Annotated in this window: 24 protein-coding genes; 7 read left to right on the forward strand and 17 right to left on the reverse strand. The window is 65.2% G+C overall.

The features are described 5' to 3' along the window. Position 1: 1 nt before the first annotated feature. From ACSBQT_RS04420 to ACSBQT_RS04445, 6 genes are read right to left on the reverse strand one after another with little or no spacing between them, the layout of a single operon-like run. A complete protein-coding gene (locus tag ACSBQT_RS04420; protein WP_410711374.1) occupies positions 2-1252 on the reverse strand; it encodes a SufS family cysteine desulfurase in 1251 nt (416 codons plus the stop codon). Next, positions 1252-2010, reverse strand: a complete 759-nt coding sequence (sufC, locus tag ACSBQT_RS04425) for a Fe-S cluster assembly ATPase SufC (protein WP_410711375.1) — start codon at positions 2008-2010, stop codon at positions 1252-1254. The genes ACSBQT_RS04420 and sufC overlap by 1 nt, the downstream gene beginning before the upstream one ends. A 26-nt stretch (positions 2011-2036) precedes the next feature. After that, the gene (locus tag ACSBQT_RS04430) at positions 2037-2360 is read right to left on the reverse strand and encodes a non-heme iron oxygenase ferredoxin subunit (protein WP_407645271.1); all 324 of its coding nucleotides are present in this window, start codon (positions 2358-2360) and stop codon (positions 2037-2039) included. Further along, entirely contained in the window at positions 2357-3532 is a 1176-nt protein-coding gene (sufD, locus tag ACSBQT_RS04435; protein WP_435000995.1) for a Fe-S cluster assembly protein SufD, read from the reverse strand. Before sufD ends, ACSBQT_RS04430 begins: the two co-directional genes overlap by 4 nt. A gap of 40 nt (positions 3533-3572) precedes the next feature. Beyond that, positions 3573-5003: a Fe-S cluster assembly protein SufB gene (sufB, locus tag ACSBQT_RS04440; RefSeq protein WP_039207512.1), complete on the reverse strand. Its 1431-nt coding sequence runs from the start codon at positions 5001-5003 to the stop codon at positions 3573-3575. Further along, positions 5000-5719, reverse strand: a complete 720-nt coding sequence (locus ACSBQT_RS04445) for a helix-turn-helix transcriptional regulator (protein ID WP_410711377.1) — start codon at positions 5717-5719, stop codon at positions 5000-5002. Before ACSBQT_RS04445 ends, sufB begins: the two co-directional genes overlap by 4 nt. A gap of 137 nt (positions 5720-5856) precedes the next feature. On the opposite strand from ACSBQT_RS04445, the gene ACSBQT_RS04450 reads away from it, so the two are divergent. The 4 genes from ACSBQT_RS04450 to ACSBQT_RS04465 are packed head-to-tail and all read left to right on the forward strand — an operon-like array spanning position 5857 to position 8840. Continuing rightward, entirely contained in the window at positions 5857-6774 is a 918-nt protein-coding gene (locus ACSBQT_RS04450) for an ABC transporter ATP-binding protein (RefSeq protein WP_410711378.1), read from the forward strand. Next, entirely contained in the window at positions 6771-7502 is a 732-nt protein-coding gene (locus ACSBQT_RS04455) for an ABC transporter permease (RefSeq protein WP_435000996.1), read from the forward strand. Before ACSBQT_RS04450 ends, ACSBQT_RS04455 begins: the two co-directional genes overlap by 4 nt. Positions 7503-7510: 8 nt before the next feature. Beyond that, the gene (locus ACSBQT_RS04460) at positions 7511-8413 is read left to right on the forward strand and encodes a COX15/CtaA family protein (RefSeq protein ID WP_435000997.1); all 903 of its coding nucleotides are present in this window, start codon (positions 7511-7513) and stop codon (positions 8411-8413) included. Positions 8414-8429: 16 nt separating this feature from the next. Further along, entirely contained in the window at positions 8430-8840 is a 411-nt protein-coding gene (locus ACSBQT_RS04465) for a VOC family protein (RefSeq protein WP_435000998.1), read from the forward strand. A gap of 130 nt (positions 8841-8970) precedes the next feature. Here the strand turns inward: ACSBQT_RS04465 and ACSBQT_RS04470 are convergent, their stop codons facing one another. After that, positions 8971-9957: a heme o synthase gene (locus tag ACSBQT_RS04470; RefSeq protein ID WP_410711382.1), complete on the reverse strand. Its 987-nt coding sequence runs from the start codon at positions 9955-9957 to the stop codon at positions 8971-8973. A gap of 10 nt (positions 9958-9967) precedes the next feature. Beyond that, complete coding sequence (locus ACSBQT_RS04475) at positions 9968-10504, reverse strand: hypothetical protein (protein WP_410711383.1); 537 nt, start codon at positions 10502-10504, stop codon at positions 9968-9970. 246 nt (positions 10505-10750) lie between these two features. On the opposite strand from ACSBQT_RS04475, the gene tkt reads away from it, so the two are divergent. From tkt to ACSBQT_RS04490, 3 genes are read left to right on the forward strand one after another with little or no spacing between them, the layout of a single operon-like run. Next, positions 10751-12832, forward strand: coding sequence for a transketolase (tkt, locus tag ACSBQT_RS04480; protein ID WP_435001000.1), 2082 nt, complete (start codon positions 10751-10753; stop codon positions 12830-12832). Further along, the gene (tal, locus tag ACSBQT_RS04485; protein ID WP_435001001.1) at positions 12829-13932 is read left to right on the forward strand and encodes a transaldolase; all 1104 of its coding nucleotides are present in this window, start codon (positions 12829-12831) and stop codon (positions 13930-13932) included. The genes tkt and tal overlap by 4 nt, the downstream gene beginning before the upstream one ends. Further along, positions 13929-15560: a glucose-6-phosphate isomerase gene (locus ACSBQT_RS04490; RefSeq protein ID WP_435001003.1), complete on the forward strand. Its 1632-nt coding sequence runs from the start codon at positions 13929-13931 to the stop codon at positions 15558-15560. The genes tal and ACSBQT_RS04490 overlap by 4 nt, the downstream gene beginning before the upstream one ends. A gap of 145 nt (positions 15561-15705) precedes the next feature. Here the strand turns inward: ACSBQT_RS04490 and secG are convergent, their stop codons facing one another. The 9 genes from secG to uvrA all read right to left on the reverse strand — a co-directional run bounded on the left by secG (position 15706) and on the right by uvrA (position 26748). Continuing rightward, a complete protein-coding gene (gene secG / locus ACSBQT_RS04495) occupies positions 15706-15951 on the reverse strand; it encodes a preprotein translocase subunit SecG (protein ID WP_101544300.1) in 246 nt (81 codons plus the stop codon). Between the two features lie 55 nt (positions 15952-16006). After that, positions 16007-16792: a triose-phosphate isomerase gene (gene tpiA / locus ACSBQT_RS04500; protein ID WP_410711386.1), complete on the reverse strand. Its 786-nt coding sequence runs from the start codon at positions 16790-16792 to the stop codon at positions 16007-16009. A 14-nt stretch (positions 16793-16806) separates the two neighbouring features. Beyond that, complete coding sequence (locus ACSBQT_RS04505) at positions 16807-18024, reverse strand: phosphoglycerate kinase (protein ID WP_435001004.1); 1218 nt, start codon at positions 18022-18024, stop codon at positions 16807-16809. After that, positions 18021-19022, reverse strand: coding sequence for a type I glyceraldehyde-3-phosphate dehydrogenase (gene gap, locus ACSBQT_RS04510; protein ID WP_435001005.1), 1002 nt, complete (start codon positions 19020-19022; stop codon positions 18021-18023). Before gap ends, ACSBQT_RS04505 begins: the two co-directional genes overlap by 4 nt. Before the next feature lie 9 nt (positions 19023-19031). After that, the gene (gene whiA / locus ACSBQT_RS04515) at positions 19032-20015 is read right to left on the reverse strand and encodes a DNA-binding protein WhiA (RefSeq protein ID WP_435001006.1); all 984 of its coding nucleotides are present in this window, start codon (positions 20013-20015) and stop codon (positions 19032-19034) included. Between the two features lie 25 nt (positions 20016-20040). Continuing rightward, the gene (locus ACSBQT_RS04520) at positions 20041-21036 is read right to left on the reverse strand and encodes a gluconeogenesis factor YvcK family protein (RefSeq protein ID WP_410711389.1); all 996 of its coding nucleotides are present in this window, start codon (positions 21034-21036) and stop codon (positions 20041-20043) included. Between the two features lies 1 nt (position 21037). Further along, the gene (rapZ, locus tag ACSBQT_RS04525; protein WP_410711606.1) at positions 21038-21928 is read right to left on the reverse strand and encodes an RNase adapter RapZ; all 891 of its coding nucleotides are present in this window, start codon (positions 21926-21928) and stop codon (positions 21038-21040) included. A gap of 84 nt (positions 21929-22012) precedes the next feature. After that, a complete protein-coding gene (uvrC, locus tag ACSBQT_RS04530; protein WP_435001007.1) occupies positions 22013-23872 on the reverse strand; it encodes an excinuclease ABC subunit UvrC in 1860 nt (619 codons plus the stop codon). A gap of 5 nt (positions 23873-23877) precedes the next feature. Further along, positions 23878-26748 carry an excinuclease ABC subunit UvrA gene (uvrA, locus tag ACSBQT_RS04535; protein WP_435001027.1) on the reverse strand — a complete coding sequence of 957 codons (2871 nt, stop codon included), beginning with the start codon at positions 26746-26748 and terminating at the stop codon, positions 23878-23880. Positions 26749-26789: the final 41 nt, after the last annotated feature.

Raw genomic sequence — 26789 nt, forward strand, 5'->3', positions numbered from 1 at the left:
CTCACGCGACTCCGAAGAAGGGCCGCACTTCCGCCAGAGCAGAAAGGAAGCGGGTGCAGTCTTCGACGTTGTTGTACAGGTATGTGCTCGCCCGCGTCGAGGCGGTGACTCCGAAACGGCGGTGCAGCGGCTGAGCGCAGTGGTGGCCCACCCGCACGGCGATGCCCTGCGAGTCGAGATACTGTCCGACATCGTGGGCGTGCACGCCGTCGACGTCGAAGGCCACAGTTCCGATCCGGTCCTCGGCCTCGCCGAGGATGCGGATTCCGGGGATCTGGCTGATCCCGTCGAGGAGGACTCGGGCGAGTTCCTTCTCGTGCTCGAGAATATTGTCCAGCCCCACCTCGGTGAGGTATCCGATCGCTGTCGCGAACGCCGCCACCTCGGCGACCGGCTGAGTGCCGGCCTCGAAGCGCTGCGGAGCGGGCATGAACTCGGTCTCGGCCATGGTCACCGTGGTGATCATGGATCCGCCGGTGAGCACCGGCGGCAGAGCGTCGAGCAGTTCGGACTTGCCCCACAGCGCACCCAGACCGGTGGGGCCGAGCGCCTTGTGAGCCGAGAAGGCCGCGAAGTCGACATCGAGGTCGACGAAGTCCACGGGCATATGCGGAACGGACTGGCAGGCGTCGAGCACGACGTAGGCTCCGACGGCGCGGGCCCGTTCCACGAGGCGGTCGACCGGGTTGATCGTGCCGAGGACGTTGGAGACGTGCGTGAACGCGAGCACCTTCGTCGATTCGTCGACGATCGTGTCGAGATCGGTCAGGTCGAGTTCACCGGAGTCGGTGACCGGCAGCCAGCGCAGCTGTGCTCCCGTGGCGGCGGCCAGCTGCTGCCACGGCACGAGATTCGCGTGGTGCTCCATCTCGGTGACGACGATCGAGTCACCGGGGACGAGGGCGAAACGCTCTGCGTCGTCTCCCCCGAAGCCATGGCTGGCCCGATCCATGCCGAGGGCCACGATGTTGAGCGCCTCGGTGGCGTTCTTCGTCCAGCACACCTGTTCCGGTGCCCCGCCGACGAGTCCGGCAGCGGCGATCCGACCGTTCTCGAAGGCGTCGGTGGCCTCGACGGCCAGGGAGTGTGCGCCTCGGTGGACGGCGGCGTTGCGCTGCTGGAAGTACTCGACGAAGGTGTCGATGACGCACTGCGGCTTCTGCGATGTCGCTCCCGAGTCGAGATACGACAGCGGCGACTCCCCGACCCTCACATCGAGGATCGGGAAGTCGCCCCTCAGACGTGAGAACATCAGACGCCGGCGGTGAAGAAGCGGTCGTAGCCTTCGTTCTCGAGGCGTTCAGCCAGTTCCGGTCCGCCTTCCTCGGCCACCTTGCCCTTGATGATCACGTGGACGTGGTCGGGCTTGATGTAGTTGAGGATGCGCGTGTAGTGGGTGATGAGCATGATGCCGACGTCGGTGGCGTCCTTGACGCGGTTGACGCCTTCGGACACGATGCGCAGCGCGTCGACGTCGAGGCCGGAGTCGGTCTCGTCGAGCACAGCGAACTTCGGCTTGAGCATCTCGAGCTGCAGGATCTCGTGACGCTTCTTCTCGCCGCCGGAGAAGCCTTCGTTGACGTTGCGCGAGGCGAAGGCGGGATCCACGCGGAGGTTCTCCATAGCCTGCTTGAGGTCCTTGGTCCAGTTGCGCAGCTTCGGAGCTTCACCGTCGATGGCGGTCTTGGCCGAACGGAGGAAGTTCGTCACGGTCACGCCGGGAACCTCGACGGGGTACTGCATGGCCAGGAACAGTCCGGCCTTGGCACGCTCGTCGACGGACATCTCGAGGACGTCCTCTCCGTCGAGGGTGACCGAACCGGAGGTCACTTCGTACTTGGGGTGACCGGCCAGGGCGTAGGCCAGGGTCGACTTGCCGGAGCCGTTGGGGCCCATGATGGCGTGGGTCTCGTTGGAGTTGATGACGAGGTTGATGCCGTTGAGGATGGGTTTGAGACCGTTTTCGGTGTTGACACCGACGTGCAGGTCTTCGATCTTGAGAGTGGACATAATGATCCTTCTTCTTCGGTCTTGAGTCAGTTCAGGGTGGTGTTCGGGTCGACGAGGATGCGGCCGGCGATCTCTTTGCAGTCATAGACCGCGACGGGTTCGAACGCCGGCGGATTCACCGGCTTGCCCGTGGTCAGGTCGAACTGCGAGCCGTGCAGCCAGCATTCGATGGTGCAGTCCTCGACGTCTCCTTCGGCCAGCGACACCTCACCATGGGTGCACAGGTCGTCGATGGCGTGGATCGTGCCGTCGGAGTCGCGAGCGATGCAGATCTCGAACTCGCCGACCTCGATGCGCATGGTGCCGCCGGGGGCCACCTCGTCGGTGGCCGCCACGTCGATCATGGTCACAGAACACTCCGGGACAGTTCGTCCTCGATGCGTTCGTTGAGCACGCCTTCGATCTCGGGCACCTGGATCTTCTGGATCACTTCGTTGAAGAATCCGCGGACCACGAGCTGACGAGCGACGTCCTCGGGGATGCCGCGGCTCATGAGGTAGAACAGGTGCTCCTCATCGAAGCGACCCACCGAGGAGGCGTGGCCGGCACCGGCGATGTCGCCGGTCTCGATCTCGAGGTTCGGCACCGAGTCGGCGCGGGCGCCATCGGTGAGGATGAGGTTCCGGTTGAGCTCGTAGGTGTCGATGTCGAGGGCTTCGGGACGGATGAGCACATCGCCGATCCACACGCTGCGCGCGTCCTTGCCCTGCAGAGCGCCCTTGTAGTGGACGTTCGACTGAGCCTTCGGCGTGTTGTGGTCGATGTAGGTGCGGTGCTCGAGGTGCTGACCGGCGTCGGCGAAGTAGAGTCCGAGCAGTTCGGCCTCTCCCCCGGCTGCCGAGTAGCGCACGTTCGTGTTCAGGCGCACGACGTCACCGCCGAGGGTGATGTGGATGTGCTTGAACTTCGCGTCCTTGCCCACGATCGCATCGTGCTGACCGAGGTGCTGGGAGCCGTCTTCCCACAGCTGCAGCGAAACGAAGGTCACGTCCGCACCATCGCCGATGACGAGGGAGACGAGCTCGGAGTACCGGGCCAGTCCCTCGTGTTCGACGACGATGGTCGCCTTCGAGTTCGCGCCGACGGTGACGACGACATGGCCGTGGCCGAGTGCCTCACCGGTGCCGTCGGCGTGGATGATCGCGGCCCGCTCGAGTTCGGTGTCCGCGGGGATCGAGTAGTGCGTCACCGCAGAGGCGCGGTTGGCGGCGACGGCCGCGGCCCGGTCCTCGGGCTCGAGGATGCCCAGTTCCTGAGCCGACTCGAGCGAGATCTCCTCGACGGACAGTCCCGCGGGCAGATCCGACTCGAACTTCAGCTTCGCCTCGGTGGCGGTGTCCTCGAAGAACTCGCTGAACTTGCGGACGGGCGAGAAGCGCCATTCCTCCTCCCGGCCGGTGGGCACGGGGAAGTCGGCGACATCGAAGCTGCGCGTGCGCGCATCGCGCTTCGAATCGGGCACCTGGACCTCGGAACCGTGCGAATGCTCGGAGAGGCCAAGCGGATTGGTGGTATCAGTCACAGATTTACTCCTTTGAGTGCAGTGGGCGCTGGGTCGGTTCTCAGCCGACCGCGCCTTCCATCTGCAGTTCGATGAGGCGGTTGAGTTCGAGGGCGTACTCCATCGGGAGTTCTCGCGCGATGGGCTCGACGAAGCCGCGCACGATCATCGCCATCGCCTCGGTCTCCTCCATGCCGCGGGACATGAGGTAGAAGAGCTGATCCTCGCTGACCTTCGACACGGTGGCCTCATGGCCGAGTGTGACGTCGTCTTCGCGGATGTCGATGTAGGGGTACGTGTCCGAACGGGAGACGTTGTCGACGAGCAGGGCGTCGCAGAGGACGTTGTTCGACGAGCCCTCGGCACCCGGGTGGACGTGGACGAGTCCGCGGTAGCCGGCACGTCCGCCGCCGCGGGCCACGGACTTCGACACGATCGACGAATGGGTGTGCGGAGCGGCGTGGACCATCTTCGCACCGGTGTCCTGGTGCTGTCCCTCGCCGGCGAAGGCCACGGACAGCGTCTCGCCGCGGGCGTGCTCACCGGTGAGCCAGATGGCCGGGTACTTCATGGTCACCTTCGAGCCGATGTTGCCGTCGACCCATTCCATGGAGGCGCCCTCTTCGGCGATGGCGCGCTTGGTGACGAGGTTGTACACGTTGTTCGACCAGTTCTGGATCGTCGTGTAGCGGACCTTCGCATCCTTCTTCGCGATGATCTCGACGACGGCCGAGTGCAGGGAGTCCGTCTTGTAGATCGGAGCGGTGCAGCCCTCGACGTAGTGGACCGAGGAACCCTCGTCGGCGATGATGAGCGTGCGCTCGAACTGGCCCATGTTCTCCGTGTTGATGCGGAAGTAGGCCTGCAGCGGGATCTCGACGTGGACGCCCTTGGGGACGTAGACGAAGGAACCGCCGGACCAGACAGCGGTGTTCAGAGCGGCGAACTTGTTGTCGCCGGACGGAATGATCGACCCGAAGTACTCTTCGAAGATCTCCGGGTGCTCGCGCAGGCCGGTGTCGGTGTCCATGAAGATGACACCCTGAGCCTCGAGCTCCTCGTTGATCTGGTGGTAGACGACCTCGGACTCGTACTGAGCGGCGACACCGGCGACGAGGCGCTGCTTCTCGGCCTCGGGGATGCCGAGCTTGTCATAGGTGTTGCGGATGTCCTCGGGCAGGTCCTCCCAGGACGTCGCCTGTCCCTCGGTGGAGCGGACGAAGTACTTGATGTCGGCGAAGTCGATTCCGGTGAGATCGGCGCCCCAGTTCGGCATCGGCTTCTTGTCGAACAGACGCAGAGCCTTGAGCCGACGCTTGAGCATCCACTCCGGTTCGTCCTTGAGCTTCGAGATGTTGCGGACGACTTCCTCGCTGAGGCCGCGGGTCGCGGTCGCGCCGGCGTCGTTCTCGTCGTGCCAACCGTATGCGTACTGCCCGAGGTCTTTGAGCTCGGGATTCGCATCGATGATCCGATTTCCTGTGTCAGTCATCGTGAACCTCCTTGAGGTCGATCATTGCTGTGGATGAGTGGTCTGGTCAGTTCCGAAGTCGGAATGTGGGTGGTGCACACATGGTCGCCCTGCGCCAGCGACGACAGCCGCCGCACGTCGACGCCGAGGTAGTCGGAGAACATCGCGAGCTCTGCTTCGCAGATCTCCGGGTACTCCGCCGCCACGGCCTGGATCGGGCAGTGTCCCTGGCACAGCTGCATCGCCTCCAACGGGGTTCCGGCCGCAACCGGGGTCGCCGAGGCGGCGTACCCTTCCCGTGTGAGTGCGGCGGCGAGTGCACGTGAGCGAGACGCCACTGTGGTGCCGCCGCGCTTCTCGAGTTCCGGTCCGAGTCGCTCTCGCAGTCGGCTCACGAGGTCTTCTGTGAATCCGTCCACTGCCGATCGGCCGTGCTTGTCCTCCATGAAGCGCAGGATGTTCACGGCCAACTCGTCGTAGGAATGACTGACCGAATCGTGTCCGGCCGTCGTGACCACATAGTGCCGGGCCGGTCGGCCCCTGCCCGCCTGTTTGCCGGCGAGTTCACGGACCTCGAGGAGACCCTCACTCTCCAGCGCGTCCAGGTGACGACGGATCGCCGCGGGAGTCAGCTCGAGGGCTTTGGCCAAAGACGAAGCAGTGATCGGCCCTTCGTCGAGCACCGACTGGAATACCTTCTGCCGGGTTCGGCGATCTTCCGTGTCGTTTGCAGCCATAATCCACCTCCTTGACTAACACAACAATATTGTTGCGTAATTTGTTTCGTAAAACTAGGTGAGCCTAACCCCCGCCCGCATCGCGCGCGGACACCTGCGGTTTCGACACCGGTTTCGACGCGTCGTAGAATAGCCTGGTGTCATCTCCGGCCCTGACCATTCGCGGTCTCCAGTACTCCTACGGCACCCACCGTGTCGTCGACGGAATCGACCTCACGGCCGAGTCCGGATCCGTCCTCGGCGTGCTCGGACCCAACGGCGCTGGAAAATCCACGACCATCTCTCTGGCCGTGGGCACCCGCCGTCCCGACTCGGGCACGGTGGAGATCTTCGGACACGACCCCGTCACCGAACACGCGACGACGTCGCAGCTGGCCGGGGTCATGCTCCAGGACGGCGGCCTGCCGATGAGCTCGAAGCCCCTGCAGGTGCTGCGGCACCTCTCCACCCTCTATGAGAATCCCGTACCGGTCGACGAACTCGCCGATCCCCTCGGCCTCCACGACTTCGCCGGACGCACGATGCGCAGGCTCTCCGGAGGACAGAAGCAGCGAGTGGCGTTGGCAGCGGCCCTCATCGGACGGCCGCGCCTCGTCTTCCTCGACGAGCCCTGCGCCGGTCTCGATCCGCAGGCTCGCGAAGTCGTGCACAGCTTCATCCGCGATCTCGCCGACCGCGGAGTCGCCGTCGTCCTCACCACCCACGACCTCGCCGAGGCCGAGGAGCTCTCCGACGAGGTCGTCGTCATCGATCGCGGACGGATCATCGCGCAGGGAGCACCCGAGGAGCTGCGCAGCGCCTCCGCCGGGTCACGGTCGCTGACGATACGCCTCGACTCCGCCGTCCCCGCCGCTCTCGTCGATCGACTCACCGAGCTCGGTCCCGCCTCGGCGCAGGGCTCACTGATCTCCCTCGACGGAGCACCGACTGCGAGCCAGATCGCGGCTGCGTGCACTGCCGTCGCCGAGGCGGGCCTGCAGATCACGGACATCGGCATGCAGAGGCAGTCCCTGTCCGATGTATTCTTCGAACTGACCGGGAGGCCGTTGCGATGACATCGACCCGCATCGTCTCGCAGGCGAAGTTCGAGACCCTGTCCGTTCTGCGCAACGGCGAACAGCTGCTGCTCTCGATCATCTTCCCGCTGGGTCTGCTCGTCTTCCTCGCCAAGACTCCCCTGCTCACCGGACTCGGGGTCATCGATACCGGTGCCGATTCGCTGTCGATCGCCGTCCCCGGGGCGCTGAGCCTGAGCCTGGCCTCCAGCGCCTTCACCGGGCAGGCGATCGCAACCGCCTTCGATCGCCGCTACGGAGTGCTGCGGCAGCTGGCGACGACTCCGCTGGGGACGAACGGACTCATCCTCGGCAAACTCGGCGCCGTCATCGTCGTCGTTGCCCTCCAGTACGCGCTCGTCTTCGCCGCGGCGGCGATTCTCGGCTTCCGGGGCACCGTCGACGTCCTCGGACTCATCCTGGCCACACTGTTCGGCACCGCAGCGCTGCTCTCGCTCGGTCTGCTCATGGCCGGCACGGTGCGCGCCGAGGCGACTCTGGCGGTGACGAACCTCCTCTGGGTGCTCATGGCAGGCGTCGGTGGCCTCGTCATCGCGCATCCGGGAGAATGGGGAACGGTTGTGGGCTACCTGCCCTCCGGTGCGCTCGGCGACGCCATGCGATCCGCCATCGGACACGGCGGCACAGACATCAAGGCAATCATCGTGCTCCTGATATGGGGGCTTGTGGGAACGCTTGCGGCACGCAGGTGGTTCCGTTTCGAATGAGGAGTGAAGTGGTCACGAAGAAGATCCGCATCGCCGCTTGGGCCATGCTCATCGCCCAGGCAGGAATCATCCTGACCGGCGGAATCGTCCGGCTCACCGGCTCGGGGCTCGGCTGTTCGGACTGGCCGAAGTGCACCCCGGATTCGCTCGTGGCCACCAGCGAGATGGGCATCCACGGCGCCATCGAGTTCGGCAACCGCCTGCTGGCTGTGGCGCTGGCGATCCTCGGCGTGTGCATTGCCCTTCTGCTGTGGAAGAGCCGGAAACAGCGCCCGGATCTCTTCTGGCTCAACATCGGGCTGCTGGCCATCGTGCCCGTCCAGGCCGTCGTCGGCGGAATCACCGTGTGGACGAAGCTCAACCCCTGGGTCGTCGCCGGACACTTCGTGCCCTCAGCCGTCGCGGTCGGGGTCGCCGCCTACTTCGTCCGCCGCACCTATGACACGGGAGTGCGGCTGGGGACCAAGGCCCCGGCTCCGCTGCCGACCTTGGGCTGGATCATCCTCGGCCTCACCGCGATCATCGTCGTCTTCGGCGTGCTGACCACGGGGGCCGGGCCCCATTCGGGCTCGACGATCTCGACCCGCAACAACCTCGACAACATCTGGGTCACCCGTCTGCATGCCGCGCCGGTGTGGCTGCTCGTCATCGCCACGATCTCCGCGCTCGTCGTCGCCCGGAAGAAGGCGCAGACGGCGATGGTCGCCCCGCTGACCGTGCTCCTCGTCGTCGAGGTCGCCCAGGGAATCATCGGCTACGTCCAGTACTTCCTCGGTGTTCCCGAACTGCTCGTGGCCTTACACATGATCGGCCTCTCGGCTACGATTGCGGCAAGCGTTGCCGTCCTCGACAGCGCGTACCCGAGGAGCACCGATGTCAATACCGATCGTTCCATGTCTGTGGTTTCCTGACTGCGCCGAGGAGGCCATGGAGTTCTACTGCTCTGTCTTCCCCAATTCGCGCGTCCTGTCCATCGAACGCTATCCCGACGAATCCCTCGACGAACACTTCAAGGGGATGAGCGGGAAGGTCCTGACCGGCCGGTTCGTCCTCGACGGCACAGAGTTCATCTGCCTCGACGGCGGACCGGTGTTCACATTCAACGAGGCGATCTCGCTGACCGTCGAATGCGCGGACCAAGCCGAGATCGACCATTACTGGTCACACCTCTCGGCCTCCCCCGAGCACGAACAGTGCGGCTGGCTCAAAGACCGGTTCGGAGTCAGCTGGCAGATCGTTCCGGCGAACCTCGGCGAGCTGATGACCGGTCCGGCACAGACTCAGGCGCTCATGCAGATGAAGAAGATCGTCATCGACGACCTCGTCAACGCCGGCTGAGGATCTGAGTTCCGGCCCGAAGCGCAGGGCACAGACGCACAACGGCACAGTTTGAGTTGGATAGCACTGTTTCAAACGTGTGCTATCCAGCCCAAACTGGGCCGAATGGATCAGCGGGTTCTTCGGCGAGTCACCAGATCCCGGGGATCAGGGTGGGCACGAACGGGTCGATGGCCACTGCCAGGAAGAGCAGCGACAGGTACGTGATCGAACCGTGGAAGACCTTCATCGCCTTGAGCGAGGTGCCGTCCTTGCCCTGCTTGGCACGGGAGACCAGCGAGTAGCAGGACCACAGGAACCAGACTCCGGCGCCCACGGCCACGATCGTGTAGACCGGGCCCATCGGAGCGACGGGAATGAGCGCGAGTGAGCAGGCGATCATCGCCCAGGTGTAGAGGATCATCTGACGGCCGACGGATGTCGGCGGAACCTTCGACGGCAGCATGGGCACGTCGGCGGCGTCGTAGTCGGCCTTGTACTTGATCGCCAGCGGCCAGTAGTGCGGCGGGGTCCAGAAGAAGACGACGAGGAAGAGCAGCACGGGCTCCCACGCGATCCCCCCGGTCACGGCCGACCAGCCGATGAGCACGGGCATGCAGCCTGCGGCGCCGCCCCAGACGATGTTCTGTGAAGTGCGGCGCTTGAGGACAAGGGTGTAGAAGACTGCGTAGAGCAGGATCGCCGAGGCGGTGAGTCCCGCCGTGACCCAGTTCGTGAATCCGCCGAGCCAGAAGATCGAACCGATGCCGAGCACGAAGGCGAAGATCAGTGCAGAACGGGGGCTGATCTCACCGGTGACGAGGGGACGGTCCTTCGTCCGCTCCATCTTCGCGTCGATGTCACGGTCGACATAGCAGTTGAAGACCGAGGCCGAGGCCGCAGCGGCGGCTCCGCCGATGAGGGTGTTGATGACCAGCCAGATGTTCGGCATTCCCTGAGCGGCCAGGAACATCACGGGCGCGGTCGTGACGAGGAGGAGCTCGATGACCCGCGGCTTGGTCAGCGCGATATAGGCGCTGATGATCGAACGCGGTCGGGTAGCGAGACTCTGCTCGTCGATGGCCCTCTGCAGAGGTCGTTCACTCTGCTCTTCCCGGTTCTGACGAAGTTTGCTCACGCCCTAGATTCTACCTGTTGTCGAAGTTTTTGCCAGTCGCGCGCAGGCGAGTCGAGTCACTGACGATGCGGACGAGGAACGCCACCGCCGCACACACCGGAGCAAGCACGACGACCTGGACGATGAGCACTGAGATGAAGCTCAGCGAGGCCGACTGCGGATCCGTGCCGAGGAGATTCACATCGACGCACAGTCCGATGATTCCGGCGATGACGGAATAGACGAGGGCCGTCGTCCACACCAGACCGCCGCGCCGTGCATTGAGCATCACGGTCAGCGCTGCCGCGAAGGGTGTGAGCAGGAGGAGCGTGCCCAGCGTCCACAGACCGAGCTCCCCGATGTCGACGCTGCCGCGCAACGGCTGGGCGATCGCCGACGACACGGCGACGGTCATCACGGCGAAGAGCACCGGGCACGCGGTGCCGATCCGGGAGATCCGCCGACGGAGACCTCTTGTCTGTTCGGCCACCTCGGCGAGGTCCGGGCGTCTGCCCGCCAGCCGAACGGATCGCTGGTCTCCACTGTCTGCGACAGCGGCATCGATCACGGGTTCAGCACCTTTGCCCACCCTGTCACCTCTCCTATCAGCACCGGCCTCTGGTCAGTCTCTTCGGCGCGCTGCAGTTGTTGAATGTCGAATCACAGCTGTGCGCGAGACCACACTTTACCCGTCGGTAGCCTAAATGTCTTGCTCCTCGTCGGCACGGCAGGTGAACAGGGGCGGCGCTTCAGGCATCCGACGGGTAGAGTTTGAATGCACGCTCTTCAGACGAACGAAGGATCGCTCGACGACATGACAACTCTGTCCTGGACTGAACTCGACAATCGCGCAGTCGACACTGCCCGCCTCCTCGCCGCGGATGCGGTGCAGAAGACAGGGAACGGGCACCCGGGCACCGCAATGAGCCTGGCCCCCATCGCCCATTACCTGTATCAGCACGGACTCACTCACGACCCGGCCGACCCGACTTGGGTCGGCCGTGATCGTTTCGTCCTCTCCTGCGGTCACAGTTCGCTCACCCAGTACGTCCAGCTCTACCTGGCAGGGTTCGGGCTCGAGCTCGACGATCTCAAGGCGCTGCGCACATGGGGTTCGCTGACCCCGGGTCACCCGGAGGTCGGCCACACCGCCGGCGTCGAGATCACCACCGGTCCCCTGGGCTCCGGACTGGCCTCGGCCGTGGGCATGGCCATGGCCGCTCGCCGTGAACGCGGACTCTTCGACCCCGAGGCGGCTCCCGGCACCTCACCGTTCGACCACAACATCGTCGTGCTCGCCTCCGACGGTGACCTCGAAGAAGGAGTGTCGGGTGAGGCGTCATCGCTGGCCGGGACACAGGAGCTGTCGAACCTGCTGGTGATCTGGGACGACAACAAGATCTCCATCGAAGACGACACCGCGATCGCCTTCGGCGAGGACACGGCCGCCCGGTACGCCGCCTACGGTTGGCACGTCCAGCACGTCGACTTCACCGCCGGCGGTGACTACCACGAGGACATCGAAGCCTTCCACGCCGCCGTCGAGGCCGCTCGCGCGGATTCCCGCCCCTCGTTCATCCGTCTGTCCACGATCATCGCCTGGCCCGCCCCGAACGCGCAGAACACCGGCGGGTCCCACGGTGCGGCCCTCGGCGAGGACGAGATCCGTGCGACCAAGGAGGTCCTCGGCTTCGACCCGGAGTCGACCTTCGCCGTCGATGACGAGGTTCTCGCCCACACTCGTCAGGCCCTGGACCGCGGTCGTGCCGCCCACCTCGAATGGGACAAGTCCTTCGCGGAATGGCGCACCGCGAACCCGGACAACGCCGCTCTCTTCGAACGTCTGTCCAAGCGCGAACTGCCCGCCGGCCTCGATGCGGCCTTCCCGGTCTTCGAAGCCAGCGAGAAGGGCATCGCGACTCGCGCGGCGTCCGGTCAGGTTCTCAATGCGATCGCCGAGACCATGCCCGAACTCTGGGGCGGTTCCGCCGACCTCGCGGGTTCGAACAACACTCTGATCAAGGGTGAGCCGAGCTTCCTGCCCGCTCACCGGTCCACGGGTGCGTTCTCCGGCCACGAGTACGGACGCAATATCCACTTCGGCGTCCGCGAGTTCTCCGCCGGTCTCATCGGCAACGGCATCGCCCTGCACGGCGGAACCCGCCCGTACAACGGCACGTTCCTCGTCTTCAGCGACTACCAGCGTCCGGCAGTGCGCCTGGCTGCCCTCCAGCAACTGCCGAACCTGTTCGTGTGGACCCACGATTCGATCGGCCTCGGCGAGGACGGACCGACCCACCAGCCGATCGAGCACCTCTCCGCGCTGCGGGCGATCCCCGGCCTCGACCTCGTCCGACCGGCCGATGCGAACGAGACCGCGGTCGCGTGGCGGAAGATCCTCGAACGCACCGACGGCCCCAGCGGACTCGTGCTGACCCGACAGGCCGTGCCGGTCCTCGACCGTGAGAAGTACGCCCCCGCCTCCGAGGCCGCACGTGGCGGCTATGTGCTCACCGATACCGGTGACGAACCCGAGGTGGCCATCATCGCCAGCGGTTCCGAGGTCGCCATCGCCCTCGAGGCCGCCGAGGCTCTGCAGGCATCGGGCACAGCCGCTCGCGTCATCTCCATGCCGTGCCAGGAATGGTTCGACGCTCAGCCGGAGGACTACCGGGCCACCGTGCTGCCGCGTTCGCTCAAGGCACGGGTGAGCATCGAAGCCGCCTCGGCGATGAGCTGGCACAAGTACCTCGGCGATGCCGGTCGTGCCGTGTCCATCGAACACTTCGGTGCATCCGCGGACTACCAGACCCTGTACGAGAAGTTCGGCATCACGGCCTCGGCCGTCGTCGACGCAGCCCAGGAATCCATCAACGCAGCAAAGGCGGAAGCATGAGTGAACGTCTCCAGCAGCTCAGCGCGGCCGGAGTCTCGATCTGGCTCGACGACCTCTCCCGCACCCGACTCGAATCCGGGGATCTCGCCCGCCTCATCGCGGAATCCTCCGTCACGGGTGTGACGACGAATCCGACGATCTTCGCGAACGCGATCTCGGCTGCCGACGACTACGACGCTGCGGTCGCCGAGCTCGGTGCCTCCGGCGCCGATGTGGATGAGGCCATCGAGGCGCTGACCACCGCGGATGTCGCCGAGGCGGCCCGCCTGTTCCGTCCGGTCTTCGAGTCCACGGACGGCGAGGACGGTCGCGTGTCGATCGAGGTCGCTCCCCCGCTGGCTCATGATGCGCAAGGGACCGTCGCCTCGGCGAAGGCCCTGTGGGACCGCGTCGGCGAACCGAATGCGATGATCAAGATCCCGGCCACCGAGGAGGGACTCCGCTCGATCTCCGAAACGATCGCAGCCGGGATCAGCGTCAACGTCACGCTCGTGTTCTCCCTGACCCGCTACCGCCACGTCGTCGAGGCCTTCCTCCAGGGGCTGGAGAAGGCCCGCGCCGCCGGCCATGACCTCTCGACGATTCGGTCGGTGGCCTCGGTGTTCGTCTCCCGAGTAGACTCGGAGATCGATTCCCGTCTCGACTCCATCGACGACCCGAAGGCCGTAGAGCTCAAGGGCAAGGCGGGCATCGCGAACTGCGTGCTCGCCCACGAGATCCATTCGCAGCTGTTCACTTCCGAACGCTTCCGAGTCCTCGAACTCGCCGGGGCACGTCCGCAGCGTCTGCTGTGGGCTTCGACCGGAGTGAAGAACCCCGACTACGCCGACACGATGTACGTGACCGGGCTCGTCGCGCCGAACACCGTGAACACGATGCCCGAGCCCACCCTGGAGGCGTTCGCCGATCACGGTGAGGTCACCGGCCAGATCACGTCCGAGCAATACCGTGCCGCCGACGAGGTCTTCGATGCTCTGGCACGACTGGGCATCGACTACGCCGAAGTCATGACCGTGCTCGAAGAGCAGGGGCTGGAGAAGTTCGACGTCAGTTGGACCGAACTCCAGGAAACGATCCGTACGGCTCTGGACCGCTCATGAAACTGTCACTCTCTGTTCCCGTCGATGAGGAGTTCGAGGCAGAGGCCGCGCGTCTCATCGACGCGGGCCTGGCTTCCCGGCTGAGCGCCAAGGATGCGGAACTGTTCGACGGGGCCGCCGATGCCGCGGACCGGATGGGCTGGGTGGACCTGCCGCAGAATGCCGCAGATCTGCTCGATGAGATCGAATCCCTGCGGGCGCGCCTGCAGGAGCAGGGTCTGCGCACGATCAGCTTGGCCGGAATGGGCGGGTCATCGCTCGCTCCCGAGGTGATGGCTCAGACGGCTGGTGTCCGACTCGAGATCATCGATTCGACGGATCCCCATCAGGTCGCCGAGGCGATCGGCACCGACCTCGAACACACGGTCTTCATCATCGCGTCGAAGTCTGGAACCACGGTGGAGACGGATTCGATCCGCCGCAGCTTCGCCGCGGCCTTCGAGTCGATCGGCGTCGATCCGGCGTCCCGGACGATCGCGATCACCGATCCGGGAACCGAACTCGAGGCGTTGGCCGCCGATCAGGGCTTCCTTGCGACCTTCCTCGTCGACCCCACGGTCGGCGGACGCTTCAGCGCGCTCTCGGCCTTCGGACTCGTCCCCGCGGGTCTGGCGGGCGCCGATGTGCGCGGAATCGTCGCAGAGGCCGCCGCGGCCGCCTCCGACCTGTCTGCCGACGGTCTGGACAATCCTGCGCTGCGGTTCGGTGCGTGGCTGAGCATCGCCCACGCCCGGACGACGGAGAAGCTCGTCCTCGCCGAGACCGCTGAGAAGCTCAGCGGACTCGGTGCATGGGTCGAGCAGCTGATCGCCGAGTCCCTCGGCAAGGACGGTCAGGGCATCCTTCCCGTCGTCGTCGACTCCCCCGCCGACATCGGGTTCTCCGATGCACGTGCCGACGCCCTCCTGTGCCTGCTCGGGCCGGCAGCCGATGACTCTGAGCTGGGTGCACCGTCCGGATTCGAAGCGACGATCACGGGTGGATTGGGCGAACTGTTCCTGTTCTGGGAATACGCCACGGCCATCGCCGGATACAGTATCGGGGTCAACCCCTTCGACCAGCCCGATGTGGAGGCAGCAAAGGCACAGGCCAGGCACCTGCTCGACGGACCGGACTCCGGTTCGACGGGGCAGGCGCGGTTCCGTGAGAGAGACATCGACGTTCTCGAGGTCATCGATGAGGCCACGGATCTCGTCGGGGCCCTGGAGGAGCTGTTCTCGCAGGTCGACGAGTACGGATATGTCGGTATCCAGGCCTACCTCGATCGGATCGCCGATGCCGAAGCTGAGGACCTGCGTCCGCTCGTGTCCACACATGCCGGAGTGCAGACGACCTTCGGCTTCGGCCCCCGCTACCTGCATTCGACCGGTCAGTACCACAAGGGCGGTCATCCGAACGGAGTGTTCCTCCAGATCACCGGTGAAGAGCGCACGGACCTGCTGGTGCCGGGACGCAACTTCGGCTTCGCTCAGCTGCAGCGTGCCCAGGCCGCCGGAGATGCGGCGGTGCTGAGCGAGAAGGGCCGGCCCGTGCTGCGCCTGCACCTGCTTGATCGTGCTCGTGGGCTCGAACAGCTGCGGGAGGCAATCGGGTCGATCAGCCCGCGCCACCACTTCGGCCACGACTGATCTGCCGGAAACGGCACCGATCCGCCGGCACGACGGACAGAGCACGAGTGAGAAGGACCCCGACCGGATCGGTCGGGGTCCTTCTCATTCGTCCACCCGGGGCGGACGGTGTCTCACGGTCTCGGCATCAGCGGGTCGCGATGACTCAGGAGTTGAACCGGGTGAGGACGCCCAGCAGGATGATGCAGGCCGCCCAGATGATCGCCATGAGCGTCGTGAACCGGTTGAGGTTGCGCTCGGCGACGCCCGAGGATCCCAGCGACGAGGACATTCCGCCGCCGAACATGTCGGACATGCCACCGCCCTTGCCCTTGTGCATGAGGATCAGCAGGGTGAGGAAGATGCTCGTGAGCACGAGCAGCGCGATGAGAATGATGTTGAGGATTTCCACGTCGGATTCAACCTATGTTTCGTCGAGTGTTTCGTCGAATGATGCGTCTGTCAGTCTACTTCGCGACCGCGGCCTTGCACAAAGCGGCGAAGTCCGGGCCGCTGAGGCTCGCACCTCCGACCAGTGCGCCGTCGACGTCCGCGGAGGCGACGATCTCGGCGACGTTGTCGGCCTTGACCGACCCGCCGTAGAGAATGCGGGTGGTCTGGGCAAGAGCGTCGCCGTACTTCTCACCGATGCGTGCGCGGATGGCCGATGCCATCTCGGCGGCATCGGCGGCCGTGGCTGTCTCGCCGGTGCCGATCGCCCACACGGGTTCGTAGGCGATGACGAGGCCGGAGAGGTCGGCGGCGTCGAATCCGGCCAGCGACTCCTCGAGCTGTCCGAGGGTGAACTCGACGTGGCTCTTCTCCTGTCGCTGCTCCAGCGACTCCCCCACGCAGAGGATCGGAGTGAGTTCAGCCGACAGCGCGGCCTTGATCTTCGCGGCCACGACCTCGTTGGTCTCATGATTGTCGGCACGGCGTTCGCTGTGGCCGATGACCACGTAGCTGCAGCCGAGCCGGGAGAGGAACGATGCGGCGATCTCTCCGGTATGCGCTCCGGGAGTGTGCTGGGAGACGTCCTGGGCACCGTACTTCAACCACAGCTTGTCGCCCTGGACGAGTGTCTGCACCGAACGGATGTCGGTGAACGGCGGAATGACGACGACTTCGCAGCGGCTGTCGTCGAGTTTGGCGTCCTCGAGTGCCCAGGCGAGCTTCTGGACAGCGGAGATCGCCTCCAGATGATCGTGGTTCATCTTCCAGTTGCCTGCCAGCAGCAGGGTGCGGTCGCTCATGGTGTCTGTCTTCCTCATCCGAGTGCGTCGAGTCCGGGCAGCGTCTTGCCTTCGAGATATTCGAGGCTGGCACCGCCGCCGGTGGAGATGTGTCCGAAGGCGTCATCGGCGAAGCCGAGGCTGCTCACGGCGGCAGCGGAATCTCCGCCGCCGACCACGGTCAGTCTACGCCCCTGACCGCCGGCGTCACCGGTCAGGGCTTGGGCTACGGCTTTGGTGCCGGCGGCGAAGGCGGGGAACTCGAAGACTCCCATCGGCCCGTTCCAGAACACGGTGGTCGAGTCCGCGATGATCTCGGCATAGGCACGAGCCGATTCGGGTCCGATGTCGAGGCCGAGTCCGTTGCCTCCGGCCGGGGTGTCTTCGAGTTCGGCGACGGGCCGGACCCAGTGCTCTGCGTCGGCGGCGAAGGAGGCGGCCATGACGATGTCCGTGGGCAGGACGATGCGTGCGCCACCGGATCGGGAGCGTTCGAGGTAGCCCTTGACGTCGTCGATGCGGTCTTTCTCGACGAGGCTCGAGCCGATGTCGTGGCCGAGTGCGGCAAGGAAAGTGAAGACCATTCCGCCGCCGATGAGCAGATTGTCGGCACGGTCGATGAGGTTGTCGATGACGCCGAGTTTGTCCGAGACCTTGGAACCGCCGAGAACGACGGTGAATGGCGATTCGGGGTTGTTCAGCAGCCTGTCGCTGACTTCTACTTCGGCACGCACGAGTGAGCCGGCATAGTGCGGAAGGAGGCCTGCGATGTCGTAGACCGAGGCCTGCTTGCGGTGGACGACGCCGAATCCGTCGGAGACGAAGTCATCGGCCAGTGCTGCCAGCTGGGTGGCGAACTCCTGGCGCTCGGCATCGTCCTTCGCCGTCTCGCCGGGGTTGAAGCGCAGGTTCTCCAGCAGCAGCACGTCGCCGTCGGTCAGGGCTGCAGCCTTCGTCTGCGCATCGTCACCGACGGTGTCGGCGGCGAAGGCGACCGGACGGCCGATGGCTTCGGCGAGTTCGGGGACGATCGGGGCCAGCGAGAACTGCGGGTCCGGTTCTCCCTTCGGCCGGCCCAGATGCGACATCACGATGACCTTGGCTCCCGCCTCGGCGAGGGACCTGATGGTTCCGGCCGAGGCCAGGATGCGACCGCGGTCGGTGATGGTGCCGTCGTCCATCGGCACGTTGAGATCGCTGCGGACGAGCACCGTGTGTCCGGCGAAGATGCCCGCATCGTCGAATGTCCTCATGAGTCCCTTTCGCTGAGAATGTAGCTGACCATGTCTTTGAGTCGGTTCGTGTATCCCCACTCGTTGTCGTACCAGGCCACGACCTTGATCTGGTCGCCCAGCACCATCGTGAGCTTGGAATCGACGATCGCCGAGGCGGTGGTGCCGACGATGTCGCTGGAGACGAGTTCGTCGGTGGAGTAGTCGAGGTAGGGCGATCCGTCCGCGGCGGAGGCGAGGATCGCCTTGACCTCGTCGCGGTCGGCGCTCTTGGAGGTGGTGAAGGTGAAGTCGATGATCGATCCGGCGGGCACCGGCACGCGAACGGCCAGTCCGTCGAGCTTGCCCTCGAGGTGGGGCATGACACGACCGACGGTGCGTGCGGCTCCGGTCGTGGTCGGCACGATGTTGACGGCGGCGGCGCGAGCGCGACGCAGATCCCGGTGGGGTCCGTCGACGAGCATCTGGTCGCCGGTGTAGGCGTGAACGGTGTTGAGCAGCCCGGATTCGACGCCGAGGGCATCGTCGAGCGCCTTGACGACGGTGGCCATGCAGTTCGTCGTGCACGAGGCATTCGAGACGACGGAGTGCGCGGACGGGTCGAACGTATCCTCGTTCACCCCCATGACGAGGGTCGCGTCGACGTCCTTTCCGGGGGCGGAGAGCACGACGGTCTGCACCGTGCCGCCGAGGTGGGCCTCGGCCTGATCCTGCCGGGTGAAGCGTCCGGTGGATTCGACGACGAGTTCGACCTTGTGCGAACTCCAGTCGATGACGGACGGGTCGGCTTGGCTGGTCACCGCGATCTCTCGTCCGTCGACGATGATCGCCTCGTCGGCGGCGTCGACGTCATGGTCGAAGCGCGGCCACACGGAGTCGTGGGAGAGCAGATGAGCCAGGGTCGTCGTATCGGTGAGATCGTTGATGGCCACGACCTCGAAATCAGCATCGGGTTCGAGGGACAGACGGAACAGGGCACGGCCGATTCGGCCGAAGCCGTTGATGGCGATTCGTCTCATGCCTCGATCTTAGCGATCCTCGAGCATTTCGGGGGTCAGGCTGGCTTCGGTGTCGGGAATTCCCAGTTCTTCCGCATGCTTGTCCGCTGTGGACAGCAGCCTGCGGATCCGGCCGGCCACCGCATCCTTCGTCATCGGCGGGTCGGCGAGCTGACCGAGCTCCTCGAGGGACGCCTGTTTATGGGTCACTCGAAGCTGACCAGCGTAGCGGAGGTGTTCGGGGACTTCGTCGCCGAGGATCTCCAGGGCGCGTTCGACCCGGGCGCCGGCGGCCACGGCGGCGCGGGCCGAGCGGCGCAGGTTCGCATCGTCGAAGTTCGCCAGGCGGTTCGCGGTCGCACGGACCTCCCGCCGCATCCGCCGTTCCTCCCAGACCAGCACGGCGCTGTGGGAGCCCATGCGGGTGAGCAACGCGGCGATATCGTCTCCGTCGCGGATGACGACGCGGTCGACTCCGCGGACTTCGCGGGCTTTCGCGCTCAGTCCGAGCCGGCGGGCTGCGCCGACGAGGGCAAGAGCCGCCTCGGGGCCGGGGCAGGTGACTTCCAGCGCCGAGGAGCGCCCCGGCTCGGTCAGTGAGCCGTGAGCGAGGAAGGCTCCGCGCCAGGCGGCTTCGGCATCGGCGACGGAGCCGTTGACGATGGCCGAGGGCAGTCCGCGCACGGGACGGCCGCGGTTGTCGACGAGTCCGGTCTGGCGGGCCAGGGCTCCCCCGTCACGGGTGACGCGCAGCAGGTAGCGGTTGGAGCGGCGGATTCCGGCGGCGTTGATGACGACGATGTCGGCATGCTGACCGTAGAGATCCTTGATCTCCGCGCGCAGCCGTTTGGCGGCCTGGGCGGTGTCGAGTTCGGCTTCGAGAACGATCGAGCCGTTGACGAGGTGGAGGGCGGAGGAGAAGCGGAAGATCGAGGACACCTCGGCCTTGCGGGCGGAGGTGCGAGTGATCTTCACTCGCGCCAACTCGTCCTTGACCTGAGCGGTCAGTGCCATAGCTCGTCCTCCTGCACCTGAAGTTCTACCACTGCTCGGCGACGCCGATCCCGGCGTCCAACAACATGTCACGGTAGCATGCCGCCAGCTTGAGGCTGTCATGCTGTCCCTGCCTCCGTGAGCGCAGGGGACGTTCCCAGAGTTGCGCTCCGAACATGTCCTCGGCCCGCTGCGGCAGGTCGGGTTCGAGTTCGGTGGCCGCCTCGTCGACGAGGACATAGTCCAAGGTCAGTGAGCGGGCATGACGGTGGAGGGAGACGAGGTGTTCGCCGAGGCTCAGGTCCTTCGTCTCACCGTCGGTGGAGCTGAGGTTGAGCGTGAGGGATTTCACCGCTTTCGAGGCCACGATCGCCTCGGCCAGCGACGGCACGAGCAGGTGCGGCATCACCGAGGTGTACCAGGAGCCGGGGCCGAGGTTGAGGACATCGGCCTCCTCCACGGCTTCGATCGTCTCGTAGCGAGCCGGCGGGGCTGCCGGGTCGAGGCGCACGGTCTCGACGTGGCCGATCGTGGAGGCGAGCACGGACTGACCGCGCACGACCTGGAAGGAGCCGGGGAACTTCACATCGGCTTCGATCGTCAGCGGCACCGAGGACATCGGGAGCACGCGACCGTGAGCGCGCAGCAGGCGGGCCATCCAGTCCAGACCGGCCACATGGTCGCCGTGGATCTGCCACAGTGCTGCGATGAGCAGATTGCCCACCGCGTGACCGTGCAGCTCACCTGTCGATTCGAAGCGGTGCTGGATGACATCACGCCAGGTCTGGCCCCACGTGCCGTCATCGCAGAGTGCGGCCAGCGCCATTCGCAGATCGCCGGGAGGCAGTCCGCCGAGCTCATCGCGCAGTCGTCCCGATGAGCCGCCGTCGTCGGCGACTGTGACGACCGCGGTGAGGTCTTCGGTGAGCAGGCGGAACGCCCTCAGCGCCGCGTAGAGTCCGTGGCCGCCGCCGAAGGAGACGATGTTCGGACCGTCCTTCTGTGCGCCCGTGGAGATGACGGGCAGGTCTTCGGTCTCCATGTCATTCTCTTCCCAGATCGCGATGACGCACGGCCACCGGGATCCCGGTCTGGGCCGACAGCAGTCGTCCGACGCGTTCGCTGATCGCCACGGAACGGTGTTTGCCGCCCGTGCAGCCGATGCCGATCATCGCGTAGCCGCGGCCCTCGTGCAGATAGCCCTCGGCGACCGTGGACAGAGTGGCGGCATAGCGTTCGATGAATTCCTCGGCGCCGTTCTGCTCGAGGACGTAGGCTGCGACATCGGAGTCGAGTCCGTTGTGTCCGCGCAGGTGGGGAATCCAGTACGGATTCGGCAGGAAGCGGACGTCGGCGACGTGGTCGGCGTCCTTGGGCAGGCCGTATTTGAAGCCGAAGCTCATCACCGTCAGCCGCAGCGGCGGGGTGTCGTCGTCGCTGAAGCGTTTGCGCACCTCCGCGGAGAGCTGGTGCACGTTGAGGTCGGATGTGTCGACGATGATGTCGGCACGGTGTCTCAGCGACTCGAGTTCGACGCGTTCGGCTTCGATGCCCTCGAGCAGGGTCCCCTCCCCCTGCAGTGGGTGGGGTCGCCTGGTCGATTCGAAGCGTCGGACGAGGACTTCGTCGGAGGCGTCGAGGAAGACGATGCGCAGGGACAGACCCTGATCGACGAAGTCGCTGATCGTCTCCTGCAGTTCGGTGTATTTGGTCCGCCCTTTGGCGTCGATGACGATGGCGATCTTCGGCAGGGCGCCGTCGGCACGGGCGACGAGTTCGACGAGCGGACGCATCATCTGCGGCGGCAGGTTGTCGACGACGTACCAGTCCATGTCTTCGAGCACATTGGCCACGGTGGTGCGGCCCGCTCCGGACATGCCGGTGACGAGCACAACCTCGATGGGGTGGTCGGCTCCGTTCGATTCGGCCTGCACGCTCACTCGTCCTCCTCTGCTCGTGCCCGATAGGTCGGTGGGCACTGTACCTCTCGGCACTACTCTAGGGCAGAATCGCAGAGCTCAGTCGGCCAGAGCCGTGACGATCTTCGCGGCGAGGGAGGGACCGATTCCCTTGACCTCGCAGATTTCTTCGGCGGTGGCAGCACGGACCTTCTTCACGGATCCGAAATGGCGCAGCAGAGCGGTGCGCTTCGACTCTCCGAGGCCCGGAATGTCGTCGAGCACCGAACTCGTCATCGCCTTCGCACGTTTCGACCGGTGATAGGTGATGGCGAAGCGGTGGGCCTCATCACGCAGGCGCTGCATGAGGAAGAGCCCTTCGGAGTTGCGTGGGAGGATGACCGGGAACGGATCGTCGGGTACCCAGATCTCTTCGAGCCGTTTGGCCAGACCGACGACGGAGATGTCGACGATGCCGAGGTCGGTCAGTGCCCGCGTTGCTGCGGCAACCTGCGGTCCGGCACCGTCGACGACGAGCAGGCTGGGTCGGTAGCCGAAGCGCTCGTCGGGCTCTTCGGAGGTCATCTGTTCGAGGTAGCGGCTGAAGCGACGGGAGACGACGTCGTACATCGAAGCCGTGTCGTCGGCCGCGGCTTCACCGTGGATGGCGAAGTGTCGGTAGTCGCGCTTCTTCGCCATTCCGTCTTCGAACACGACGAGTGAGGCGACGACGTTCGATCCCTGGGTATGGGAGATGTCGATGCATTCGATGCGCAGCGGTGCTTCCGGCAGGTCGAGGTGCTCCTGGATCTCCTTGAGAGCCTGGCTGCGGGTCGTCAGGTCGGAGGAGCGTTTGAGTTTGTGCTGGATGAGCGCTTCCTTCGCGTTCTTCCCCACGGTCTCCAGGGCCGCCTTCTTCTCGCCGCGTTCGGGCACCCGCACGGTCACGCGCGAACCGCGCTGCTCGCTCAGCCAGGCTTCCAGGGACTCCAGATCCGCCGGCAGGGTGTCGACGAGGATCTCCTTCGGGATGGCATCGGCATCGAGTCCGGAGTAGGCCTGTCGCAGGTAATCGGTGGTCAGTTCTGCGGGAGTGTGATCGTCGGAGCGTTCGATGATCCAGCCGCGTTGGCCGCGGATACGACCCTGGCGCACGTGGAATACCTGGACGGAGGCTTCGAGCTCCTCGGTGACGAGGGCGAAGATATCGCAGTCGGCGCTCACCGACAGGACGACTGCGGATTTGTCGAGGACCTTCTGCAGGGCGGAGATCTCGTCGCGCAGACCGGCCGCGCGTTCGTAGTCGAGTTCGGCCGCGGCATCGGCCATCTCCTTCTGCCGGTAGCTGATGAACCGACCGGTGTTTCCGGACATGAAGTCGGAGATGCTGCGGGCCAGGTCTTTGTGATCGTCCTTGCTGATCTGGCCGACGCAGGGAGCTGCGCATTTGTCGATATAGCCGAGCAGGCAGGGCCTGCCGCTGCGTTCGGCTCGCCGGTAGACCCCAGCTGTGCAGGTGCGCATCGGGAAGGCCTTGAGCAGCAGGTCGAGGGTGTCCTTGATCGCCCACACCTGCGCGAAGGGACCGAAGTACTTCACTCCCTTGCGTCGTTTTCCGCGAGTGATGAAGGCCCGAGGCACTTCGTCATTCATCGTGATCGCGAGGTAGGGGTAGGACTTGTCGTCGCGGAACATGACGTTGAACCGCGGGTTGAACTCGTTGATCCACGTCCATTCGAGCTGCAGAGCTTCGACCTCGGTGTCGACGACGGTCCATTCCACCGAGTTCGCGGTGTGGACCATCGTCGAGGTGCGCGGGTGCAGCTGGGCGGGGTTGGCGAAGTACGAGTTGAGTCGGTTGCGGAGGTTCTTCGCCTTTCCGACATAGATCACCCGCCGGTCGGGGTCGCGGAACTTGTAGACCCCGGCCGATGTGGGGATCGACCCCGTGGCCGGACGGTAGGTGGATGGATCAGGCATTCGGATCAGGACTTGAGCATCGGCTTGAGGAACCGTCCGGTGTGCGATTCGGCCACCTCGGCGACCTCTTCGGGAGTGCCCTGGGCGATGATCTGCCCGCCGCCGCGACCGCCCTCGGGTCCGAGATCGATGATGTGATCGGCATTGCCGATGACATCGAGGTTGTGCTCGATGACGATGACCGTATTGCCTTTGTCGACGAGTCCCTGGAGGACCATGAGCAGCTTCGAGATGTCCTCGAAGTGCAGACCGGTCGTCGGTTCGTCGAGCACGTAGACGGTGCGGCCGCGGGAGCGCTTCTGCAGTTCGGCGGCGAGCTTGACACGCTGTGCCTCACCGCCGGAGAGCGTCGTGGCTGGTTGGCCGAGTCGGACATAGCCGAGCCCCACCTCGACGAGGGTCTTGAGGTGTCGCGAGATCGCGGGAATCGCGGCGAAGAAGTCGTTGGCCTCCTCGATGGGCATGTCGAGGACCTCGGCGATGTTCTTGCCCTTGAACGTGACCTCCAGGGTCTCCCGGTTGTACCGGGCGCCCTGGCAGACCTCACAGGGGACGTAGACATCGGGCAGGAAGTTCATCTCGATCTTGATCGTGCCGTCGCCGCTGCAGTTCTCGCAGCGTCCGCCCTTGACGTTGAAGGAGAACCGACCGGGCAGATAACCGCGGACCTTCGCCGATTCGGTTTCGGCGAACAGTCGGCGCACATGGTCGAAGACGCCGGTGTAGGTCGCGGGATTCGACCGCGGGGTGCGACCGATCGGCGACTGGTCGACGTGGACGACCTTGTCGAGATTGTCCAGGCCGGTCACGCGCTTGTGCCGTCCCGGCACCCGGGAGGCGCCGTTGAGGACGTTGGCCATCTGTGTGTAGAGGATCTCGTTGACGAGCGTCGATTTGCCCGAACCGGACACGCCGGTGACGGCGGTGAGCACACCGAGGGGGAAGGACACGGTGACGTCGCGCAGGTTGTTCTCCACGGCCTTCTCGACGGTGACCATCCGGTCCGTGTCGACGGGGCGGCGCGTCGGCGGGATCTGGATCGCCCGCCGGCCGGAGAGGTAGTCGCCGGTGATCGATCCCTCGGCGTCCTTGAGGCCGGTGACGGGTCCGGAGTAGACGACCTCTCCCCCGTGTTCGCCGGCGCCGGGCCCGATATCGACGATCCAGTCGGCGGATTCGATGGTGTCCTCGTCGTGTTCGACGACGATGAGTGTGTTCCCGAGATCCTTGAGCTTGTTGAGCGTTTCGATGAGTCGGCGGTTGTCGCGCTGATGCAGTCCGATGGAGGGCTCGTCGAGGACGTAGAGGACGCCGACGAGGCCGGAGCCGATCTGCGTGGCCAGGCGGATGCGCTGGGCCTCGCCGCCGGAGAGCGTACCGGCGGCCCGGTTGAGGCTGAGGTAGTCGAGGCCGACGTCGAGGAGGAATCCGAGTCGGGCGTTGATCTCCTTCATCACCTGTGCCGCCACGGCGGCATCGCGGGAGCTCAGCTCGAGGGAGCCGAGGAAGGAGGCAGCTTCGTCGAGGGCGAGTTCGGAGACTTCGGCGATGGACCTGTCGCCGACCTTGACGGCGAGGATCTCCGGTTTGAGGCGCGTACCGTCACAGCTGGCACACGGGATCTCACGCATATAGGACTCGTAGCGTTCCCGCGACCACTCGGATTCTGTTTCTTCGTGTTTGCGCTGAATGTACTGGTAGACGCCTTCGAAGCCCGTCGAGTATGTGCGTTCACGACCGAAGCGGTTCTTGTACTTGACGTGGACTTTGTAGTCCTTGCCCGTGAGAATCGCGGTCTTCGCGGACTTCGGCAGCTTCTTCCACGGCGTCTTCATATCGAAGCCGAGCTCGTCGCCGAGCCCCTTGAGCAGACGGTTGAAGTACTTCGAGACCTGCTTGCCTCCCGACCAGGGGGCGATGGCTCCGGAACCGAGGCTGAGGTCTTCGTCGGGGACGACGAGATCTTCGTCAACCTGCAGACGCGTGCCGATGCCGTCGCAGGTGGGGCAGGCTCCGAAGGGCGAGTTGAAGGAGAACGAGCGGGGTTCGATCTCGTCGATCGTCAGCGGATGCTCGTTCGGGCACGACATGTGCTCGGAGAATGTGCGGGTCGTGCCTTCGTCGACGAGGTCGATGTCGATGCGTCCGTCGGCGAGCCCCAGGGCGGTCTCGACGGAGTCGGTCAGCCGCGGGCGCATTCCCGATTTGGCGACGAGACGGTCGACGACCACGGAGATCGTGTGCTTGTACTGCTTCTCCAAGGTCGGCGGTTCGCTCAGGCTGATCTGCTCGCCGTCGACGATGGCCCTGGAGAAGCCCTTGGACTGCAGGTCGGTGAAGAGGTCGACGAATTCGCCCTTGCGGGACCGGACGACGGGAGCGAGGACGAGGAACTTCGTCCGCTCCTCGAGTTCGAGCAGCTGGTCGACGATCTGCTGCGGGGTCTGCTTCGTGATGACCTCACCGCAGACGGGGCAGTGCGGGATGCCGATCCGCGCCCACAGCAGGCGGAGGAAGTCATAGACCTCGGTGATCGTGCCGACGGTCGAACGCGGGTTGCGCGATGTCGACTTCTGGTCGATCGACACCGCCGGAGACAGCCCTTCGATGAAGTCGACGTCGGGTTTGTCCATCTGCCCGAGGAACATCCGGGCATAGGAGGACAGGGATTCGACATAGCGTCGCTGCCCCTCGGCGAAGATCGTGTCGAAGGCCAGCGAGGATTTGCCGGAACCGGACAAGCCGGTGAACACGACCATCGAGTCACGCGGCAGCGCGATCTCGACGTTCTTGAGATTGTGTGCTCGCGCTCCCTTGACCCACAGGGTGTCGAGATGGGAGACGCCTGTCACTTGCTCACCGTTATTGGTTTTCATCACCTGACCACTGTATTACTCGGCACTGACATTGCTGTATT

The sequence above is a fragment of the Brevibacterium sp. H602 genome (genome assembly GCF_051172395.1).
In the GTDB taxonomy this organism is placed as follows: domain Bacteria; phylum Actinomycetota; class Actinomycetes; order Actinomycetales; family Brevibacteriaceae; genus Brevibacterium.

Excerpts from the sequence above, each read along its gene's own strand:
- ACSBQT_RS04420 (WP_410711374.1), bottom strand. The coding sequence starts at position 1,252 with ATGTTCTCACGTCTGAGGGGCGACTTCCCGATCCTCGATGTGAGGGTC.
- sufC (WP_410711375.1), bottom strand. The coding sequence starts at position 2,010 with ATGTCCACTCTCAAGATCGAAGACCTGCACGTCGGTGTCAACACCGAA.
- sufB (WP_039207512.1), bottom strand. The coding sequence starts at position 5,003 with ATGACTGACACAGGAAATCGGATCATCGATGCGAATCCCGAGCTCAAA.
- ACSBQT_RS04445 (WP_410711377.1), bottom strand. The coding sequence starts at position 5,719 with ATGGCTGCAAACGACACGGAAGATCGCCGAACCCGGCAGAAGGTATTC.
- ACSBQT_RS04455 (WP_435000996.1), top strand. The coding sequence starts at position 6,771 with ATGACATCGACCCGCATCGTCTCGCAGGCGAAGTTCGAGACCCTGTCC.
- ACSBQT_RS04465 (WP_435000998.1), top strand. The coding sequence starts at position 8,430 with ATGGAGTTCTACTGCTCTGTCTTCCCCAATTCGCGCGTCCTGTCCATC.
- tkt (WP_435001000.1), top strand. The coding sequence starts at position 10,751 with ATGACAACTCTGTCCTGGACTGAACTCGACAATCGCGCAGTCGACACT.
- tal (WP_435001001.1), top strand. The coding sequence starts at position 12,829 with ATGAGTGAACGTCTCCAGCAGCTCAGCGCGGCCGGAGTCTCGATCTGG.
- ACSBQT_RS04490 (WP_435001003.1), top strand. The coding sequence starts at position 13,929 with ATGAAACTGTCACTCTCTGTTCCCGTCGATGAGGAGTTCGAGGCAGAG.
- tpiA (WP_410711386.1), bottom strand. The coding sequence starts at position 16,792 with ATGAGCGACCGCACCCTGCTGCTGGCAGGCAACTGGAAGATGAACCAC.
- ACSBQT_RS04505 (WP_435001004.1), bottom strand. The coding sequence starts at position 18,024 with ATGAGGACATTCGACGATGCGGGCATCTTCGCCGGACACACGGTGCTC.
- gap (WP_435001005.1), bottom strand. The coding sequence starts at position 19,022 with ATGAGACGAATCGCCATCAACGGCTTCGGCCGAATCGGCCGTGCCCTG.
- whiA (WP_435001006.1), bottom strand. The coding sequence starts at position 20,015 with ATGGCACTGACCGCTCAGGTCAAGGACGAGTTGGCGCGAGTGAAGATC.
- ACSBQT_RS04520 (WP_410711389.1), bottom strand. The coding sequence starts at position 21,036 with ATGGAGACCGAAGACCTGCCCGTCATCTCCACGGGCGCACAGAAGGAC.
- uvrC (WP_435001007.1), bottom strand. The coding sequence starts at position 23,872 with ATGCCTGATCCATCCACCTACCGTCCGGCCACGGGGTCGATCCCCACA.
- uvrA (WP_435001027.1), bottom strand. The coding sequence starts at position 26,748 with ATGAAAACCAATAACGGTGAGCAAGTGACAGGCGTCTCCCATCTCGAC.